The organism is Arthrobacter sp. P4_H3, assembly GCF_056400885.1.
Genome location: NZ_JBFUKK010000002.1, coordinates 114676 through 132427, shown reverse-complemented (window position 1 = coordinate 132427; position 17752 = coordinate 114676). Strand labels below are relative to the sequence as shown.

The following is a 17752-nucleotide window of genomic DNA, read 5'->3' as shown; positions in this document are numbered from 1 at the left end:
CCATACCGGACATAGTCGACTAGCGGGGAGGGCACCGGCGACCTATGTGACGTATCGCTCACGCTTAAGAGGCACTTCTTAGACGATTACCCCTTGTTTACACAGCGTTAACATGACACGCTTAATTCAGATGACCAAGGGGACCCGGCAGGGTCCCTTTCTTATGTAGCCTCTAGTGAATATTTTCACAAGTGGCTTTCAACGAGTTCCCAGGAATGGAGTGACTGATCAGCATGGATTGGCGTAACCGCGCAGCGTGCCTCGACAAGGACCCGGAGCTGTTCTTCCCAGTAGGAAACACCGGGCCAGCTCTCCTGCAGATCGAGGAAGCCAAAAGTGTGTGCCGCCGTTGTCCGGTGGTGGACACCTGCCTTCAGTGGGCCCTCGAATCGGGACAGGACGCCGGTGTTTGGGGCGGGATGAGCGAAGACGAGCGCCGCGCACTCAAGCGCCGTGCTGCACGCGCACGTCGCGCCTCCTGACCGGAAATACTCTGCATTGGCCTGATTTAGGCAAACAGGAAGCGGCCGCGGACTTTACAGTCCGCGGCCGCTTTCCTGTTTAAGGCCCTACTACCGCTTCTGCAGGCTCAGGACGATCTGCACGGCGGTTCCGCCGCCTTCGCGGGGCTTCCACTGGATGCTGCCGCCGAGTTCACTGGTCACAAGTGTCCGGACGATCTGCAGTCCCAGGCCCTCCACATGGGGCGTTTCCGGCAACCCGACACCATCGTCTGCCACAGTCACAGTCAGGAGTTCGTCACCGTCGTCGCCTTCGGAACGGTCGGCCAGAAGCCAGACAGTTCCGGTCCTCCCCTCCAGACCGTGTTCGACGGCGTTCGTCACAAGTTCGTTGATCACCAGGGCAAGCGGGGTAGCGAAATCGCTGGGCAGCTCTCCGAAGAGCCCGGACCTGGCCGTCTTGACCTGCTGGGAGGGCGAAGCGACTTCGGCCGAGAGACGGAACTGGCGGCCAATCAGTTCATCGAAGTCAACGCTTTGCGTCAGCCCCTGGGACAGGGTCTCGTGGACGAGGGCAATCGTGGCGACTCTCCGCATGGCCTGCTCGAGGCCCTGTTTGGCCTCATCGCTGACCATCCGGCGCGACTGCATCCTCAAGAGGGCAGCCACCGTCTGGAGGTTGTTCTTCACCCGGTGATGGATCTCCCGGATGGTGGCATCCTTGGTCACCAGTTCCATTTCGCGGCGCCGAAGCTCGGAGACGTCACGGCAGAGCACCAGGGCCCCGAACCGCTGCTGTTCGTCGCGCAGCGGGATGGCCCGAAGGGAAAGGCTCACCCCACGGGATTCGATTTCGCTGCGCCACGGCATCCGGCCCGTCACCACAAGCGGGAGAGTTTCGTCCACCATGCGACGGTCCCGCAGAAGTCCCGCTGTGACTTCGGCAAGCGACCTGCCTTCGAGGGACTCCCCGTCACCCAGGCGCCGGAACGCGGAGACGCCGTTCGGACTGGCGTACTGCACGATTCCGTCTGCATCCAGCCGGATGAGACCGTCACCCACACGTGGAGCGCCGCGGCGGGATCCGGTGGGCGACGCAAAGTCGGGCCAGAGGCCGAGCGTTCCCATCCGGAGCAGGTCGTAGGCACACTGGCGGTAGGTCAGTTCGAGCCTGGAAGGCATCCGTGAACTGGACAGATCCATGTGGGTGGTCACAACCGCCAGGGTGCGGCCGTTCCTGACCATGGGCACAGCTTCGACCCTGAGGGCCATGTCGCTGCTCCAGTTGGTTTCGCTGGAGCGCTCAATCGTGCGGCTGCCCCAGGCCTTGTCCACCAGCGGCTGCAGGTCCGACCTGATCCCCTCCCCCACGAAGTCGGCGTGGAACACCGTGTGCGTGGTGGAGGGGCGGACGTGGGCCAGTGCCACGTACCCGAACTCAGGATGCGGAAACCACAATGCCAGGTCAGCGAAGGCAAGGTCGGCGACCATCTGCCAGTCGCCCACCAGGAGGTGCAGCCACTCGGCATCCCCCGGCCCAAAATCAGCGTGTTCCCTGATGGGGTCCGTAAAGATTGCCACTACACCTCCAGATTCGACGCTTGGGACGGGTCCCTAGCGTCGGACGATTGACCTCAAGAGCCTCAATGCTACCGACAGTGACGCCATATCGTCCGCTTCGAGCGAGTTGACCTCGTCAAACATGCTCCTGGCACGGCCGAGCTGTTCGGCATTCTGGCCTTCCCAGTTCAGTACGCGGTCCTCCGCGGGGGTCCCGGACGACGTCGAGTCAAGGACCGACGTCGTGATGTCCGAAATGGTGGAGTAGAGGTCATCACGCAGGGCAGCGCGGGCCAGCGCCTGCCAGCGGTCCCGCCTCGGGAGCTTCGTGATCCGCTCCAGGAGGGAATCCGCGTGGAAGCGGTCGAACACCGAGTAGTAGACGTGCGCGATGTTTTCCACCGGCTCCGCGCTGACATGGGCGATCTTGGCGATGTCCAGCAGCACAAAGCTTTCGAACAGTTCGGCCCAGCGGTGGGCGAGGTCCTCCGGAAGTTCCCAGCTCCGGGCCTTTTCGAGCCACGAAGCCACGCGGGCACGGTCCTCTCCGCGCAGGTAGTCGAGGAGGCGGGCACGCATCGGATCCATCAGCGGTTTGAATTCGCCTACGATCTCCGAGATCGGCCGGGACCCGCTGCCTTGGCTGAGCACCCACCGGACAGCACGGTCCAGGAGCCGCCGGATGTCCAGGTGGACGGTGCTCCAGTGCTCCGTCGGGAAGGACGCAGGCAGTTCGTTGAGTTCGCCCACCATGACGTCTAGCTCGTAGATTTCGCGGAGTGCAACGAAGGCCTTCGCCACCGCGGCCTCGTTGGCTGAGGTCTCTTCAATGGTGCGGAACGCAAACGTGATGCCGCCCAGGTTGATCATGTCGTTTGCCACGACGGTAGCGATGATCTCGCGCCGCAGCGGATGGGTGTCCAGTTCGGCGTCGAACCTCTCCCGAAGCTGCTTGGGGAAGTAGGACCGGAGGGTTTGCCTGAACCACGGATCGTCGGCGAGGTCGCTCTCGCGCAGTGCCGTCGCGAGTTCGATCTTCGCGTAGGCCGCCAGCACGGAGAGCTCCGGCGAGGTAAGCCCCTGTCCCTGTTCCAGGCGTTCCCGGAGCGTCGCCGTTGTTGGCAAGGCTTCGAGTTTGCGCTTGAGGTCTGCGGATTTCTCCAGCCAGTCCATGAGCCGCTCGTAGCTGGGGCTCCACTCCGCAACACGGATGCGGTCGTTGAGGAGGAGGATGTTCTGGTCGATGTTGTCTTCGAGCACAAGCCGCCCGACTTCATCCGTCATGGATGCCAGGAAGTCAGCCCGCTCGGCGGACTCGAGCTTGCCGGCTGCGACCATCCGGTCAACAAAGATCTTGATGTTGACTTCATGGTCCGAGCAGTCGACGCCGGCTGAATTGTCGATGGCATCCGTGTTCAGGATGACTCCCTGGAGTGCGGCTTCGATGCGGCCGCGCTGGGTCATGCCGAGGTTTCCGCCTTCTCCGACCACCTTGACGCGAAGGTCGCGGCCGTCAACGCGGATCGCATCGTTGGCCTTGTCCCCCACCTCCGCATGCGTTTCGGTGCTTGCCTTGACGTAGGTTCCGATACCGCCGTTGTACAGCAGGTCCGCCGGCGCCAGCAGAATCGCGCGAAGGAGTTCCGGCGGGCTCAGCTCCGAGGTGCCGTCCGGCAGTCCCAGGGCCGCCCTCACCTGGTCGGAAACAGGAATGGACTTTGCCTGCCGCACGAAGACGCCGCCGCCTTCGCTGATAAGGGACTTGTCGTAGTCGTCCCAGGAGGACCGGGGCAGGTTGAAGAGCCGCTGCCGCTCGGCGTAGGACACGGTCTCGTCGGGATTCGGATCCAGGAAGATGTGGCGGTGGTCAAACGCCGCGAGCAGCCGGATGTGCTTGGAAAGCAGCATGCCGTTGCCGAAGACGTCGCCGGACATGTCGCCGACGCCCACCACGGTGAACGGTTCCGACTGCGTGTCGAGATCCAGTTCGCTGAAGTGGCGCTTGACCGATTCCCACGCGCCCCGGGCGGTGATCCCCATGGCCTTGTGGTCGTAGCCCACCGAGCCGCCGGAGGCGAAGGCGTCCCCCAGCCAGAACCCGTATTCGTCCGAGAGGCCGTTTGCGATGTCCGAGAACGTCGCCGTTCCCTTGTCGGCAGCGACGACGAGGTAGGAATCGTTGTCGTCGTGGCGGACGACGTCGGCCGGCGGAACCACGGCTTCCCCGTCGGGAGTTGTGATCAGGTTGTCCGTCAGGTCCAGCAGACCGCGGATGAACGTCTTGTAGCTCTCCACGCCCTCCGCCATCCAGGCCGCCCGGTCGGCGGCGGGGTCAGGGAGTTGCTTGGCGAAGAATCCGCCCTTGGCGCCGGTGGGCACAATGACGGCGTTCTTGACTGTCTGTGCCTTAACAAGACCCAGGATTTCGGTCCGGAAGTCCTCACGCCGGTCGGACCAGCGCAGCCCGCCTCGGGCCACCTTGCCGAATCGCAGGTGCACGCCCTCCACTCGGGGCGAGTAGACCCAAATTTCAAACATCGGGCGCGGGAACGGCAGGCCCTCGATGGCGGCCGGATTCAGTTTGAAGCTCAGGTACGGCTTTTGCTGATAGAAGTTGGTCCGCAGCGTGGCCTCGATGAGGTTCGCGAAGGTCCGGAGCACGCGGTCAGCATCCAGGGTGGCGACCTGTTCGATGGCGGCTGCCAGTTCTGCACGGACCGACGCCTGGCGCTCGGTCCGGACATCCTCCCCGAGGGCGGGGTCAAAGCGGACCTCGAACAGGGCACTGAGCGCACGTGTCACGTCGGGATTGGCCAGCAGCGTGTCCGCAATGAAGCCAAACGAATTCGTGTTGCCCATCTGGCGCATGTATTTGGCATAGGCGCGCAGGACCACGATCTGGCTCCAGTGCATGCCCTCGCGCAGGACCAGACGGTCGAAGCTGTCAGACTCGACGGCACCGGAAACGGCGGCGCCAAAGGCTTCCGCCAGCAGCTGGCCCGTTGCGAGCGGGGCCACACCGGCGGGGTACTTCAGGCCCAGGTCGTACAGGAAGAAGTCCCTTTTGTCCGACGTCTCGATTTCGAACGGCCGTTCGTCGAGCACTTCAAGGCCAAGGTTATGGAAGTACGGCAGGATCTGGCTGAGGCTCTTGGGCTCCAGCATGTAGAGCTTGACACGGGCGTCCTCTTCAAGGGTGGCTCCGGCCCCTTCGGGAAGATAGACGTGGACGCCGGGCCGCTCCGGCCGGCCCTTTTCGGCCAGTTCGGCAGCCGATCCGTACTTCTCGAAGCGGGCAATGTCCGTGAGGGCATCCTCCACCTCGTAGTCCACGCGGTAGGTGGCCGGAAAGGCTTCGGCCCATGCCGAAGCAAGCCCCTTGTTGCCATCTTCCGGACCGCTGGCACGCAGGACTTCCGCGATGCCCTCGCTCCACGATCGCGCTGCCCGGACAAGCCGTTTCTCCAGCTCTTCGGCGTTGACGTCGCTGACGTCGGCGTCCTTGGGCAGCCGGATCCGGAAGAACAGCCTGGCGAGCGCGGATTCGGTCATCCTCGCTTCGTAGTCGATGGAGACGGCGTGGAACGTCTCGCGCAGTTCCTGCTCGATGCGGAGCCGAACGTTTGTTGTGTACCGGTCACGGGGAAGGTAGACGAGTGCGGACATGAACCGGCCGTAGATATCAGGCCTCAGGAACAGCCGGGTGCGGCGCCGCTCCTGCAGGCGCTGAATTCCTGTTGCCGTTGCAGCGAGGTCGGAAACCTCGATCTGGAACAGCTCATCGCGGGGGTATGTTTCAAGGATGCCCAGGAGGTCTTTGCCGGAGTGGGAATGCGGCGGGAATCCGGCTTTGCGCAGGACGGCTTCGACCTTCTCGCGAACGATCGGAATGTTCCGGACGGAGCCGGCGTAGGCGCTCGTGGCGAACAGTCCGATGAACCGCTGCTCACCATTGACGTTTCCGGCGGCGTCGAAGCTCTTGACACCGATGTAATCGAGGTAGGCCGGGCGGTGGACAGTGGAGCGGGAGTTGGCTTTGGTAATGACCAAAGCGCGCTTTTCACGTGCCTTCTTGCGGCCGGCAACGGTGAGGTGCTGGACGTGGTGTCCGTCCGCACCGCTGCGCAGCAGGCCGAGGCCGCTTTCCTCCCGGAGTTCCAGGACGTCTTCCCCGGACTCGTTCACCAGGTCGTATTCTCGGTATCCAAGGAACGTGAAGTTGCCTTCGTCGAGCCAGCGGAGCAGGTCCTGGGCCTGGCGCAACTCCTCGATCTGCGCAGGATTGGCCACGTTGTCCAGGTCTTTGGCGATCTGCAGTGCCTTGTTGCGCATCTTCGGCCAGTCTTCGACTGCTGCCCGTACGTCCCCGAGCACGCGTTCAATGCCTTCGACCAGCCGTCCACGCAATTCCTCGCTGGCAAGGTCGATCTCGACAGCGATCCAGGACTCCATGTGGGAGGCATTGTCGCCCTGGGCTATCAGGTGCGACAGGCTCGGCATGGCGGCGGTATCACCGCTGGAAATGCCGATGCTGGACGGGACACGGTCCACTTTGGTCAGCTGACCGGTTTCCCGGTTGCGTGTCACGACGAACAACGGGTGCAGGACAAGATGGATTGCGGAGTTCTGGCGAACGAGCTCAGCGTTGACTGAGTCCACCAGGAAGGGCATATCGTCCGTGACGATGTACACGACGCTTCGGTCAGCTTCGTCCACGATTCTGATGTTGGCCGTGCCCGGGACTCGGACAGCGGCCACTTCGCGGTGGGTTTCAGCGCGGGCGGCCAGGAGATCAGGCGAATAGGCCCGTCCGTCCTCCTCCGCAAGGTGCTCGTAGTAGTCTCCGAGGTACCCTTCACGGGCTCCGAGTAAAACGGACTGATCCTCCACGCTGGACCCAGACGACATCGACAAACGCCTCCATCAAAAGTTCATAGCTGCCTCTTTGCAGCCCTTATGGCGAGCCTAGCCCTTTAGGCGACGCTTCGCTGTGGAAGTAAAGACAGAGGATCGGCGTTTTCGCTGGACAGGTGCACAAACCAATTCCGCGATTGCCAGACGCAGTCCTGATTGCGGTGCAGCCTCAAGCAGGAGGCACCCGGACAACAGTGCCGAGTCGCTTGCTGCGCTGTCCGATGGCAGGAACGCGGCGATTGCCGCGGCCGGGCCGTACCTTTCCCAGGCGTCCCTGAGCTGGCGTTCCGGTGACCTTCCGGCGGCCGAGGCACGGACCTTATTCAGGACCACCCGGGGAACCGCCTGCGGGACCGCGGCCTCAAGCTCGGAGAGGCCGCGAACGAGTCGCGGCACCCCGATGGAGTCAGCTGCTCCGACGGCATAGACGGTATCTGCCAGTTCGAGGCTCCGCAGGGTGGCGGCGTTCCTGCGCGGCGCCATGGTGTCAAAACTGAGCTCCTCGTCTGCTTCGAGGCAGAATCCGGTGTCCACGACGACGTAGTCCGCGATTTCCCGGGCTTTCCCAAACACAGCACCGAGGGCGGACGCGCGCAATTCCGTCCAGCGGTCCGCGCGCGTGATCCCGGTCAGGATCCGGAGCGTCCCTGATTTCAGGGCGACGGGTGTGGCAACCCTTAGCAGCGCGTCGGCATCCAATTGACCCAGGTCAGCCAGCCTGCAGGCCTGCGCCAGCCCCGCGGACTCATCCAGGAGTCCCAGCAGGCCCGCCACGCTCGCCCCATAGCTGTCAGCGTCGATCAGGAAGACTGAATTGCCCGCTGCAGCCAACTCACCTGCCATGTTCGCCGCCACGAGTGTCCGCCCGGGCGACCCTGCCGGACCCCAGACGGCAATGAGACGGCCGGCTCCGGACGGTTCTGCTGAAACGTCGCTTTCCACCGCACCGGGCTGAGTCCGGATGGCCGCCCCTGTGTCCGCAAATCCGCTATCACCCGCCTGAAATGGCTCGGGACGGGACCACTGGTCCACCGCGCCGGAAATCCTTCCGGCAAGCGTCGCTGAGTCCACTCCCGCGGGCGCTGCCGTGACGCCGATCGCCGTCAGCCTCGCGGTTTCCGATGCGCTGTCCGTCAGGGCAACGATCACGACGCCGACCGCGGCGAGCCGGTCCACCAGCGAAGCAGTCAGTTCGTCGCTGCCTTCTGCGACGACGGCCGCCCGGGCGAGGCCGCTTTGGCAGGCGGCCAGCAACTCCGTCAGTTCCGAGCACCTCCTGACGACAGTTACCGGTCCGTGCAGTCGCTCCAGGCCGCCCACCAGGTCTTCGCTTGACTGTCCGACCGTGACCACCGGGATGCTCATGGCGTACCACCGCCAGGGTTCCAGACCACGGAAATCTTGGCCTTGTTCGCCTGGGCGCCCAACAGCTTCGGCATCTGCTCATCAGTGACAAGCACCAGCACTACTGTGGACCGGGAAGATCCGAGCGTGGTAGTTCCCGGCGTGACTTCAGCAATTTCTGCGCCGGGAAGCAGCAGCTTCGGCTCACTGAATCCGTTGCGGGCATCAGGCAGGGCGACCCAGGCGTCCACCCGCGAACCGGCGGCGGCCTGCTCCGGCAAGGCTTCGTCTATGGTGATGGCAACCGGCTTGCGGTTCAGAGCATCGGGCTTGCCCAGGCTTGCCCGTGGCACCAGCTGGTCCGGGCCAATGCGCTGCACGGCGACCATGCCGTCGGGCAGTCCTGCTTCAGCGGTGATGTAGTGGGATTCCACGTCGCCAAGCCTGACCTTCACCCGGTTGACGTTCTCGGCTGTCAGCTTCTCCCCGACGGCTATCGGCCCTTTCGCCGCATAAACCTCGGTGGTTTGGTCGGCGGCACCTACCAGGGACACAACACCCGCCACAGAGGCCAGGACCAGCAGGAATCCGAGCAGAAGGCGGGGATCCTTCCAGGACGGCTTCTTCAGCCGGACCCCTGCGGCCGTTGTGCTTGCACTCATCCGTGATGCTCCCCCCATTGGTGCTGACCGGACTGGTCCATGCTCCGGACTCCCTCATTGTTACGGCAAAACAGCCGGATCGAAAGTCATAGGATCAAACAACGCCAAACTGTGGATAACCGCACCACTTGACGCCACTGGTGGCAAAATAGAACCATGCCCCGATTCCTAACCCTCGCAGACGTAGCCGAACAGCTGCAGATCAATTCCCCGGCAGCCTATGCGCTGGTCCGCAGCGGCGAACTCAAGGCCATCCAGGTGGGCGGCCGCGGGCAGTGGCGCGTGGAGGAAAAGATGCTGGAGCAGTACATCGAAGAGCGTTATGCGGAGGCGGACCGCATGATCCAGCAAGCGAAGTCCAAGTCCTCCTGAGACCTAAGTCCGCCTGAGGCACGGACGCAAGCGCTCGCATCCCGCCCTGCCGCCCATTCTGCCTGCAGCCCGGCAACTGGGGTGTGCGTTCAGAGCTCGGCGCCGCGCAAGGACCGCAACGCACCGAGCGAGGCAAATGGCACCGTGGCCACTTGGCTGACGTTGGCCGTGCGGCGGGCCTCCCCTGGCCGGGTTACAGCCAGGTCGAAATAGTCCCGCCCCACGCGGTCGATAACACCGCTGAGTCCGGCCACGCCCTCCGCTCCGCCGATCAGGAAAACTGACAGATCAGCCCTGTCGCGGGCCAGGCCACGAAGCGCGCTGGCCAGGCCCAGTTTTCGCCGGACAGAGGACGGCTCCGCGACAGCGAGCCTCCCCAGGCCCTGGTACCGCGAGACCGCAGCATACGGAACCAGCATCTGGTGGTACGAATCGCTGAGCACCAGGCTCTCGGCGCCCACATGGCTCAGCGTTCCGTCGAACACCGACCCGGACGCCAGATGGACACCAACCCTGAGCCCCAAGGATCCGCGCAACCTGTCGGCCAGTTCCACACCGGCAACGTCCGCCCGCGACCGCTCGGCGATTTCCGCTTCGAGCTCCAGCCGGTCAACTGATGCCAGCTGCGCCTCCATGTCATCAAACAGGGCATCCCAACGCATGCCGCAAATCTAGGCCCGCTCCGGGCCGGGGGTCAATTCAATGCCGGACCCCCGGGACGAAAAAACAAATCACTGGACAAAAACCGGAGAGTAGGTTCAAACTCTACTTATATTCATCAAATAACATCAAACAGCATCAAAACGCTGTGAGGAGAAGGATCATGGAGGGTTCGCAGTGCAGACCACTCGGTTCGGACGCGATATTGGCAGCAGGGATTCTTCTTCTGGGTGCTCTCCTGGCGGGGACCGGCGCCTCGCTGATGGAGCGGTGGCAGCGGTCAGCGGAGAGGGGCCAGTCGCTGGCCTTTGAAGACCTGCTGGGAATTGCCGTCAACACGATGGGTCTCGTCGTCGTGGCCTGGTGGTTCCTGTCGATGCTGATCGCTCTTGCCTCCGCCGCCCTCGAGCGCACCGGCAATGGCCGGGCCGCGGAAATCACGGGCAAGTTCAGCCCGGCTTTCATGCGCCGGCTCGCCCTCGCCGCAGTCGGTTTGCAGCTGCTGGGCGCACCGCTTGCCCATGGCGCCACGGACGGGGGGCCACCGCCAAGTCCCACATCCGGCACGGCTATTGCTGCGGTATGGGCGCCAACGGAACAGGCAACTGCAGGAGCCAGTGCGCTTCCGTCAGAGCCGGCTGCACTCACCACCGCGGTGGTTGGCGGGGTAGGCGGCCCAGCATCCATTTCCGTTGTACCGGCAACCTCAGCGTCCGGTGACAGCCTGGATCCACGGTGGAAACCAAGTGCACCCGTCGTGGATCCAGGTCCACTTGCGGCTCATCCCGTGAGATCAGCCCGGCAGCAGCCAGCCTCGGCCGCCCCCGTCACAGTAGTGGCCGGGGACTCGCTGTGGAGTATCGCAGCCCGGGGGCTGGGTAGCACCCCCGCTTCTGACGTAGACGTCGCCTTGGAATGGCCCCGTTGGTATCAGGCCAACAGGGCCGTCGTGGGAGACAATCCCGATGTCCTTCTCCCGGGCCAGGTTCTCCGGCCACCGTCCGCCTCATAATCCCCGGCCGGCTTCAAGCAGTCTTCAGATATCCGTCATCAATCAGAGGAAACGTCATGAGCGCATTGCATTTGGTCCCCTCATCTCCTGCGACGGGCCGGTCCGTTCCGGGTGTCCCGCCGGTCCGCAGGCTGACGGCGGTCCCCGAACCGGTCAGCATCCCGCCTGCGGGTCCGCACCCTGATGGTGCTCCCCCCACTCCGGGCCCGGCCGGCCCTGGTCCGGCCGGTAACCTGCGGACCCTCAAGGCTGTGAGTGAGAGCAGGGAGGTTTGCGCGATCGCCCGCGGCACCGTGCAGGCCGCCATCGAAGTATTAGCCGGAACGCGTCCGATCCAGCAGCTCTCGCGGCGCCTGGACCAACGCTGCCTGGCCTCGCTGCAGCACCGGGCCGCGCTGACCCGCCGGCTCGCCTCCGGGTCCTCACCGACGGCAGGCCGCCTGCACCGCAATCCGGCTGTCCGGTCGGTCCGCGCCTGCGAAGTCGCGGACGGAATCTACGAGGCAAGCGCCGTCGTGGTGGACGAACTGAGGGTCCGCGCGGTGGCAGTGAGACTTGAGCGCAGCAACCAGGTATGGCGGGTAACGGCACTGGAAATCGGCTGACTCATCATCTTGAGCCGACTCGCGCCGCCCTCCGCCAATCCAAGCCTTCCGGACAAAAGTGGATACAGGTAAGGGCCGGAACAGTGTTCCGGCCCTTACCTGTGACTCAGCTGGCTGCCGTTTCGGCAGTCATCAGTTCCTAGCGCTTCTTCTTTTTCGGCGCCTGCTTCCGGGCCCCGTCCTGAGCCGCAGCCTTCGCCGGATTTCCCGAACGGCCCGAGGGCCTGCCCTCGATACGGGTCTGGCTGGCGCCGTCTTCGCCCGGTGCGGTGTACTGCAGCTGGGCAGGCTTTTCCGGGGCTTCCAGGCCGGCGGCGCGGATCTGCGGCTCGTGGTGTTCCGTGTGTTCCCCGGCGACATCGGCTACCACGACGTCCTCCGCGGGAGTCACCTCGACCTCCAGGTTGAACAGGAAGCCAACGCTTTCCTCCCTGATGGCCTCCATCATGGCTTGGAACATGATGAATCCCTCGCGCTGGTATTCAACGAGCGGGTCACGCTGGGCCATGGCACGGAGGCCGATGCCTTCCTTGAGGTAGTCCATCTCGTAGAGATGTTCCTGCCACTTCCGGCCGATCACGGACAGCACTACGCGGCGTTCCAGTTCGCGCATGCTCTCGGATCCGATGGCCTCTTCCCTGGCCTGGTAGACCAGGCGTGCATCGGAAAGGATCTCTTCCTTCAGGAAGTCCACGGTGATGCGGGACTTGCCGCCTGCTTCGTCAATGACGTCGTGCGACGTGATGCTGACGGGGTAAAGAGTTTTGAGGTTGGTCCACAGCTGGTTGAAGTCCCAGTCGTCCCCGGTGCCTTCGGCAGTGGCTTCGTCGATGAGGGCGGTGATCGTGTCCTCCAGGAAGAACTGCACTTTCTCGTGCAGGTCATCGCCCTCGAGGATGCGTCGGCGGTCCCCGTAGATGGCCTCACGCTGGCGGTTCAGGACGTCGTCGTACTTCAGGACGTTCTTGCGCTGTTCCGCGTTGCGGCCCTCGACCTGGCCCTGTGCAGATGCAATGGCACGGGACACCAGCTTCGATTCCAGGGCGACGTCGTCCGGCACCGAACTGTTCATAAGCCGCTCAGCCGCGCCCGAATTGAACAAGCGCATCAGGTCATCCGTCAGGGACAGGTAAAACCGGGACTCGCCGGGGTCGCCCTGGCGTCCGGAACGGCCGCGGAGCTGGTTGTCGATGCGGCGCGACTCGTGGCGTTCGGTGCCCAGGACGTAGAGCCCGCCGAGGTCCAGCACTTCCTCGTGCTCGTCCTTGACTGCCTGTTTGGCCGCTTCGAGGGCCGCAGGCCAGGCGGCCTCGTATTCTTCAGAGTTTTCTTCCGGATCCAGGCCCTTGGCGGCCAGCTCGGCGACTGCGGTGAATTCGGCGTTTCCGCCCAGCATGATGTCGGTACCGCGACCGGCCATGTTCGTGGCGACGGTCACGGCGCCCTTACGGCCGGCCTGCGCGACGATCGCGGCTTCACGGGCGTGGTTCTTTGCGTTCAGGACCTCGTGCCGGATGCCTTCCTTGGCAAGCAGCCGGGAAAGGTATTCGCTCTTCTCCACGCTGGTGGTTCCCACGAGCACGGGCTGGCCCTTTTCGTGGCGCTCGGCGATGTCCTTGACGACGGCGTCAAACTTGACTGCCTCGTTCTTGTAGACCAGGTCCGACTGGTCGATGCGCTGCATGTCCCGGTTGGTGGGGATGGCCACCACTCCGAGCTTGTACGTGCCCATGAACTCCGCGGCTTCGGTCTCGGCAGTGCCGGTCATGCCCGAAAGCTTCTCGTACATGCGGAAGTAGTTCTGCAGCGTGACGGTCGCCAAGGTCTGGTTCTCCGCCTTGATCTCGACGGCTTCCTTGGCCTCGATCGCCTGGTGCATTCCCTCGTTGTAACGCCGTCCGGCCAGGATGCGGCCGGTGTGCTCATCGACGATCAGGACCTCGCCGTCGAGGATAACGTAGTCCTTGTCCCGCTTGAAGAGTTCCTTGGCCTTGATGGCATTGTTCAGGAAGCCGATCAGCGGCGTGTTGGCTGACTCGTAGAGGTTGTGGATGCCAAGGTAGTCCTCGACCTTTTCAATGCCCGCTTCGAGGACACCTACGGTGCGCTTCTTCTCGTCGACCTCATAGTCGGTGTCGGCCTTGAGCCGCTGGACCACCTTGGCGAATTCGCTGTACCAGCGGTTCGTGTCGCCCTGGGCGGGACCGGAAATGATGAGCGGGGTACGGGCCTCGTCGATGAGGATGGAGTCCACTTCGTCAACGATTGCGAAGTGGTGGCCGCGCTGGACCAATTCTGACTTGTCCCAGGCCATGTTGTCGCGCAGGTAGTCAAAGCCGAATTCGTTGTTGGTGCCGTAGGTGATATCCGCCGCGTATTGCTCGCGGCGCACGGCGGGGTCCTGGTTGGAGAGGATGCAGCCGCTGCTCAGGCCGAGGAACCGGTAAACGCGGCCCATAAGGTCGGACTGGTATTCGGCGAGGTAGTCGTTCACCGTGATGACGTGGACACCCTTGCCGGCGAGGGCATTGAGGTAGGCCGGAGCGGTGGCGACCAGGGTCTTGCCTTCACCGGTCTTCATTTCGGCGATATTGCCCAGGTGCAGGGCGGCGCCGCCCATCATCTGGACGTCGAAGTGGCGCATCCCCAGCGTTCGTGACGAGGCTTCGCGCACCGCCGCGAAAGCCTCCGGCAGGAGATCATCGAGCTTCTCGCCGTCCTGGTGGCGTTCCCGGAGCCGGTCGGTTTCTTCACGCAGTTCGGCGTCCGTGAAGGTCTTGAGGGAGCTCTCCAGGGCATTGATGGAATCGGCATAGTTCCTCAATTGCCTTAGGGTTTTTTTGTCACCCGTACGGAGAAGTTTTTCGATAAGTGATGCCACGTGAAGTTGCTCCCAGTCTCAAGCTGCCGAATTCTGGCGTGTTCAGTCTACGGGAGAGAGGCACGGTGCGTTACGCCTGTTCCCTGAGAGCGGATGCCACCGTTCCGGTGGCAGCGACGGCCTCGGCGAGCGCCGGCCCCAAGTCGCCGGCCGGCGAGACCACCACACGGTCAAGCTCGAGCCATTCGGCCATCAACTGGAGTTCTGCGGCCAGTTCGACGGCGGCATCCGCCGGCGCATCCGGTTCGGCGTGCGCTGCCTTCGCCAGGAGGTGGCCGGCCGCCCTGTCAGCCTTCAGGTCGACCCGCGCCACGATGCCGTCCCTCAGCAGGAACGGAAGGACGTAGTATCCAAAACGCCGTTTGGCCTCCGGTGTGTAGATCTCAATCCTGTAGTGGAAGCCGAAGAGCTCCTCCAGCCGCCGCCGCTCAAAGACGAGCGAGTCAAACGGACTGAGAAGGGCCCGGCCCGTTGCCGCGCGGGGCAACTTGGAATCGACATGCCGGTAGACCTGCCTGTCCCAGCCCCGGACGGTGACGGGCTCCAGCGTGCCGAGGTCCACCAGATGCTGCACGGAAATGGCGGCCGCACGCAGGGGGGTCCGAAAGTAGTCAGCGAAGCAGCGCACGGTTCCGATGCCGTGGGCCCTCGCCGCGGCAGCGATGAGCCGGTCCATCGCGGCCTCAGGATCGGCGACGGCGTCTCCCCAGCCGTCGAGCGAGGAAAAGACCTTCCCCGTAAGTGTGTAGCGGCGTTCGAACTGCTCGGTCCGCGAGGACGCCGAGACGAGCCCTTCCTCGAAGAGGTGTTCCAGGACGCGTTTGACCGCGTTCCAGTTCCAGCCCCAGTTGTCCGTCCGCCGGTCCTCGACATGTCCGATCCGGACAGTGAGTTCGGCGGCGGTCAGTGGTTTGCCCGTGCCGAGTTCCTCGAGGACCTTCACGGCCACACCGGTGCGCAGTTCGGGGTCCATGGCCGATGCCCCGACCCACTTCCGGCTCTGCCACAGCAAAAGGTCCGGGAAGTGGTCCGGCCGGATGAAACTGGCTTCGTGCGCCCAATACTCCATCATCCTGCGCGGATGCTTGGACGCCATCCGGTGCAGAATGGCACGGTCGTAATTTCCGAGCCTGGAAAAGAAGGGCAGATAGTGGCTGCGGGCAAGGACGTTGACGGAGTCAATCTGGACCAGGTGCAGCCGGTCAAAGGTACGGCCCACCGCCCGTGCAGTCACGGGTCCGGCGGGCCGTCCTTTGTCCAATCCCTGGGCTGCCAAAGCGATGCGCCGTGCCTGGTTGAGGCTCAGCGATGCGCTCATGTCAGTCCTTCCTTTGGCTGGTCAACACCAGCTTAGGCGAACACGCTGCTTAGGCGCGTGCAGGTTCATCCTCCGAGCGGTAGGCCAGGATCTTCTCTTCCAAGGGCGCTTCGCCCGGTTCGCAGGTCTGGTCCAGGCTAATGACGCCGTAGGTCCAGCCGTCGCGGCGGTACACCACGGACGGCGCTTTGGTCTCCTTGTCCACAAACAGGTAGAAGGAGTGGCCCACAAGTTCCATGTTGTCGACGGCGTCGTCGAGCGTGAGGGATGCCGCCGGGAAGACCTTGCGGCGGATCAGGACCGGTGAGTCGCCTGCCGGGATGTCGTTGTCGACGTCGTACGGCGACTTTTCCACAGGCGCCGGTTGTGGCTCCTGGTGGTTGCTGGCCTCAACGTACAGAGGCTCGGTGGTGCTTGCCGGTTCGAGGCTGGCTGTCGCCTCGCGGACGGCTTTCGGGGTGTGCCGCCCGTGGTGGACCTTCTTGCGGTCCTTGGCGCGGCGCAGGCGCTCGAGGAGCTTGTTGTAAGCGAGATCGAACGCGGCGAACTTGTCGGCGGCGCTGGCTTCCGCACGGATTACGGGGCCACGGCCCAGGACAGTCAGCTCAACCGTGAGCAACTCCGCGGTCTGGCGGGCCTTGGTCTCCTTGGACACCTTCGCGTCCACCCTTTGGACCTTGTCTCCCAGCGATGCGATCTTTGAGATCTTCTCGTCGGCGTATTCGCGGAAGCGGTCCGAAACCGTCAAATTCCGTCCGCTGATCATGAACTCCATGGTGCCCTCCAAATGACTTCGGTGACACGACGGCGGCACTTCCCGGGGCCGATCTGACTGACAGTCGAGCCCCTTTCCGAGCCGCTATCGACAGGTACAACTGATCTTGGTACCCACAACCGACGTTAGTTCATCGCTACCCGTTATTCACCTTTTCTTCGCTTTATTTTTTTCGGAGTCACGTGTCCTTCCGCGCGGTGGCGCCGGGAGCGGCGGCTGGATCGGCGGAGTCGGGCGGGCGTGTCGCCGCCAGCACAACGGCACCAACGACAATGCCTCCCGCCTGGTGGACTGCCCGCGCAGCCTCTGCCAGCGTGGCGCCCGTGGTGAGGACATCATCCACGATGATGCAGGGCCGCCCCCGGATGTCCGGCCCGAAGAGGGCCGCCCCCGCCCGCATCGAGCCGCGGACGCGCTTGACGCGCGCCCCTCGCCCCAGTCCCTTTTGCCCTCCGGCCATGGCGGGAGAAGACACCAGGGCATAGATCCGTTCCGGGAGATCAACGGCAGCTAGTGGTCCTTGGGCGGTTGCCCTCCGCTTGCGGAGGGCACAGGCAAGGGAGCCCGCACCCAGGCCGCCGCTGCGGGCCAGATTGCGCAGCATGAGGTGCACCGGGCTGAAACCGCGTTTCCGGAATGCCATGTTGGTGGTGGGAACCGGAATGAGGCAGAAGCCCTGCATCGTCCCAGCGGCCCGCTGGATGGCTTTTCCGAGTGCTTTGGACAACACCGACTCGAGCTGGCCCTGGCCGTGTTTCTTGAACGACAGCAGGGCCTGGGCGAGTTCCTCACGATAAACCCCGGCAGCCACGACCGGCAGGATGACCGAACCGTTGACATCCATGAGGGCAGGCGCCTGCCCCTCAGCCCGGAAAGGCGCCTTGGTGAGGGTCCGCACCGCCCGTACGCAGGGGCCGCAAAGCGAGAAATCTTCTGTTCCGCAACACACACAATCCACCGGGGCTGCCAGTGCCAGGAGCTCGCGGCCCGCACTTACTGCCAGGTCCGCAGCCCTCGGAAGCCACTGTGAGTAGTCGCTGCGGTGTTTTGCCGGCGTCGCGGCAGGCGGCGCCAGATCGGGATCGGGTAGTCGCATCACCAGCTAAGGCTGCATGACTGGACGCCCGGCCAGGAAGCCCGCGAGGTGCCTATGTGGACATCGCGGTTCGGGCAGGCACGCCTTGCGGC

13 protein-coding genes are annotated in these 17752 nt (G+C 64.0%); 4 read left to right on the top strand and 9 right to left on the bottom strand.

The window, feature by feature from the left end; all coding sequences use genetic code 11:
• Positions 1–233: 233 nt before the first annotated feature.
• Positions 234–482 (top strand): WhiB family transcriptional regulator, encoded by a 249-nt coding sequence (locus AC1DRE_RS03945; protein ID WP_003804966.1) that lies wholly within the window; start codon positions 234–236, stop codon positions 480–482.
• Between the two features lie 90 nt (positions 483–572).
• Here AC1DRE_RS03945 and AC1DRE_RS03940 read toward each other — a convergent pair whose 3' ends face one another.
• From AC1DRE_RS03940 to AC1DRE_RS03925, 4 genes are read right to left on the bottom strand one after another with little or no spacing between them, the layout of a single operon-like run.
• Complete coding sequence (locus AC1DRE_RS03940; RefSeq protein WP_104172261.1) at positions 573–2042, bottom strand: sensor histidine kinase; 1470 nt, start codon at positions 2040–2042, stop codon at positions 573–575.
• Positions 2043–2075: 33 nt separating this feature from the next.
• Positions 2076–6929 carry an NAD-glutamate dehydrogenase gene (locus AC1DRE_RS03935; protein WP_476983428.1) on the bottom strand — a complete coding sequence of 1618 codons (4854 nt, stop codon included), beginning with the start codon at positions 6927–6929 and terminating at the stop codon, positions 2076–2078.
• A gap of 57 nt (positions 6930–6986) precedes the next feature.
• Complete coding sequence (locus tag AC1DRE_RS03930) at positions 6987–8300, bottom strand: CpaE/TadZ family protein (protein WP_476983427.1); 1314 nt, start codon at positions 8298–8300, stop codon at positions 6987–6989.
• A complete protein-coding gene (locus AC1DRE_RS03925) occupies positions 8297–8941 on the bottom strand; it encodes an SAF domain-containing protein (protein WP_476983426.1) in 645 nt (214 codons plus the stop codon). Before AC1DRE_RS03925 ends, AC1DRE_RS03930 begins: the two co-directional genes overlap by 4 nt.
• A gap of 156 nt (positions 8942–9097) precedes the next feature.
• Here AC1DRE_RS03925 and AC1DRE_RS03920 point away from each other — a divergent pair, with 156 nt between their 5' ends.
• Positions 9098–9313 carry a helix-turn-helix domain-containing protein gene (locus AC1DRE_RS03920; RefSeq protein WP_104172257.1) on the top strand — a complete coding sequence of 72 codons (216 nt, stop codon included), beginning with the start codon at positions 9098–9100 and terminating at the stop codon, positions 9311–9313.
• Between the two features lie 89 nt (positions 9314–9402).
• Here the strand turns inward: AC1DRE_RS03920 and AC1DRE_RS03915 are convergent, their stop codons facing one another.
• Entirely contained in the window at positions 9403–9975 is a 573-nt protein-coding gene (locus AC1DRE_RS03915; protein ID WP_476983425.1) for a hypothetical protein, read from the bottom strand.
• Between the two features lie 161 nt (positions 9976–10136).
• Here AC1DRE_RS03915 and AC1DRE_RS03910 point away from each other — a divergent pair, with 161 nt between their 5' ends.
• Together AC1DRE_RS03910 and AC1DRE_RS03905 are read left to right on the top strand one after the other, a co-directional pair.
• The gene (locus AC1DRE_RS03910; RefSeq protein ID WP_476983424.1) at positions 10137–10985 is read left to right on the top strand and encodes a LysM peptidoglycan-binding domain-containing protein; all 849 of its coding nucleotides are present in this window, start codon (positions 10137–10139) and stop codon (positions 10983–10985) included.
• Between the two features lie 251 nt (positions 10986–11236).
• The gene (locus tag AC1DRE_RS03905) at positions 11237–11590 is read left to right on the top strand and encodes an Rv3235 family protein (RefSeq protein WP_214953111.1); all 354 of its coding nucleotides are present in this window, start codon (positions 11237–11239) and stop codon (positions 11588–11590) included.
• A gap of 139 nt (positions 11591–11729) precedes the next feature.
• On the opposite strand, the gene secA is transcribed toward AC1DRE_RS03905, so the two are convergent.
• From secA to AC1DRE_RS03885, 4 genes are all read right to left on the bottom strand, one after another.
• Positions 11730–14471 carry a preprotein translocase subunit SecA gene (secA, locus tag AC1DRE_RS03900; RefSeq protein WP_476983423.1) on the bottom strand — a complete coding sequence of 914 codons (2742 nt, stop codon included), beginning with the start codon at positions 14469–14471 and terminating at the stop codon, positions 11730–11732.
• Positions 14472–14541: 70 nt separating this feature from the next.
• Positions 14542–15789 (bottom strand): winged helix-turn-helix domain-containing protein, encoded by a 1248-nt coding sequence (locus tag AC1DRE_RS03895; protein WP_476983422.1) that lies wholly within the window; start codon positions 15787–15789, stop codon positions 14542–14544.
• Positions 15790–15838: 49 nt separating this feature from the next.
• Entirely contained in the window at positions 15839–16564 is a 726-nt protein-coding gene (gene hpf, locus AC1DRE_RS03890; protein ID WP_476983421.1) for a ribosome hibernation-promoting factor, HPF/YfiA family, read from the bottom strand.
• A 178-nt stretch (positions 16565–16742) separates the two neighbouring features.
• A complete protein-coding gene (locus AC1DRE_RS03885) occupies positions 16743–17660 on the bottom strand; it encodes a ComF family protein (protein ID WP_476983613.1) in 918 nt (305 codons plus the stop codon).
• Positions 17661–17752: the final 92 nt, after the last annotated feature.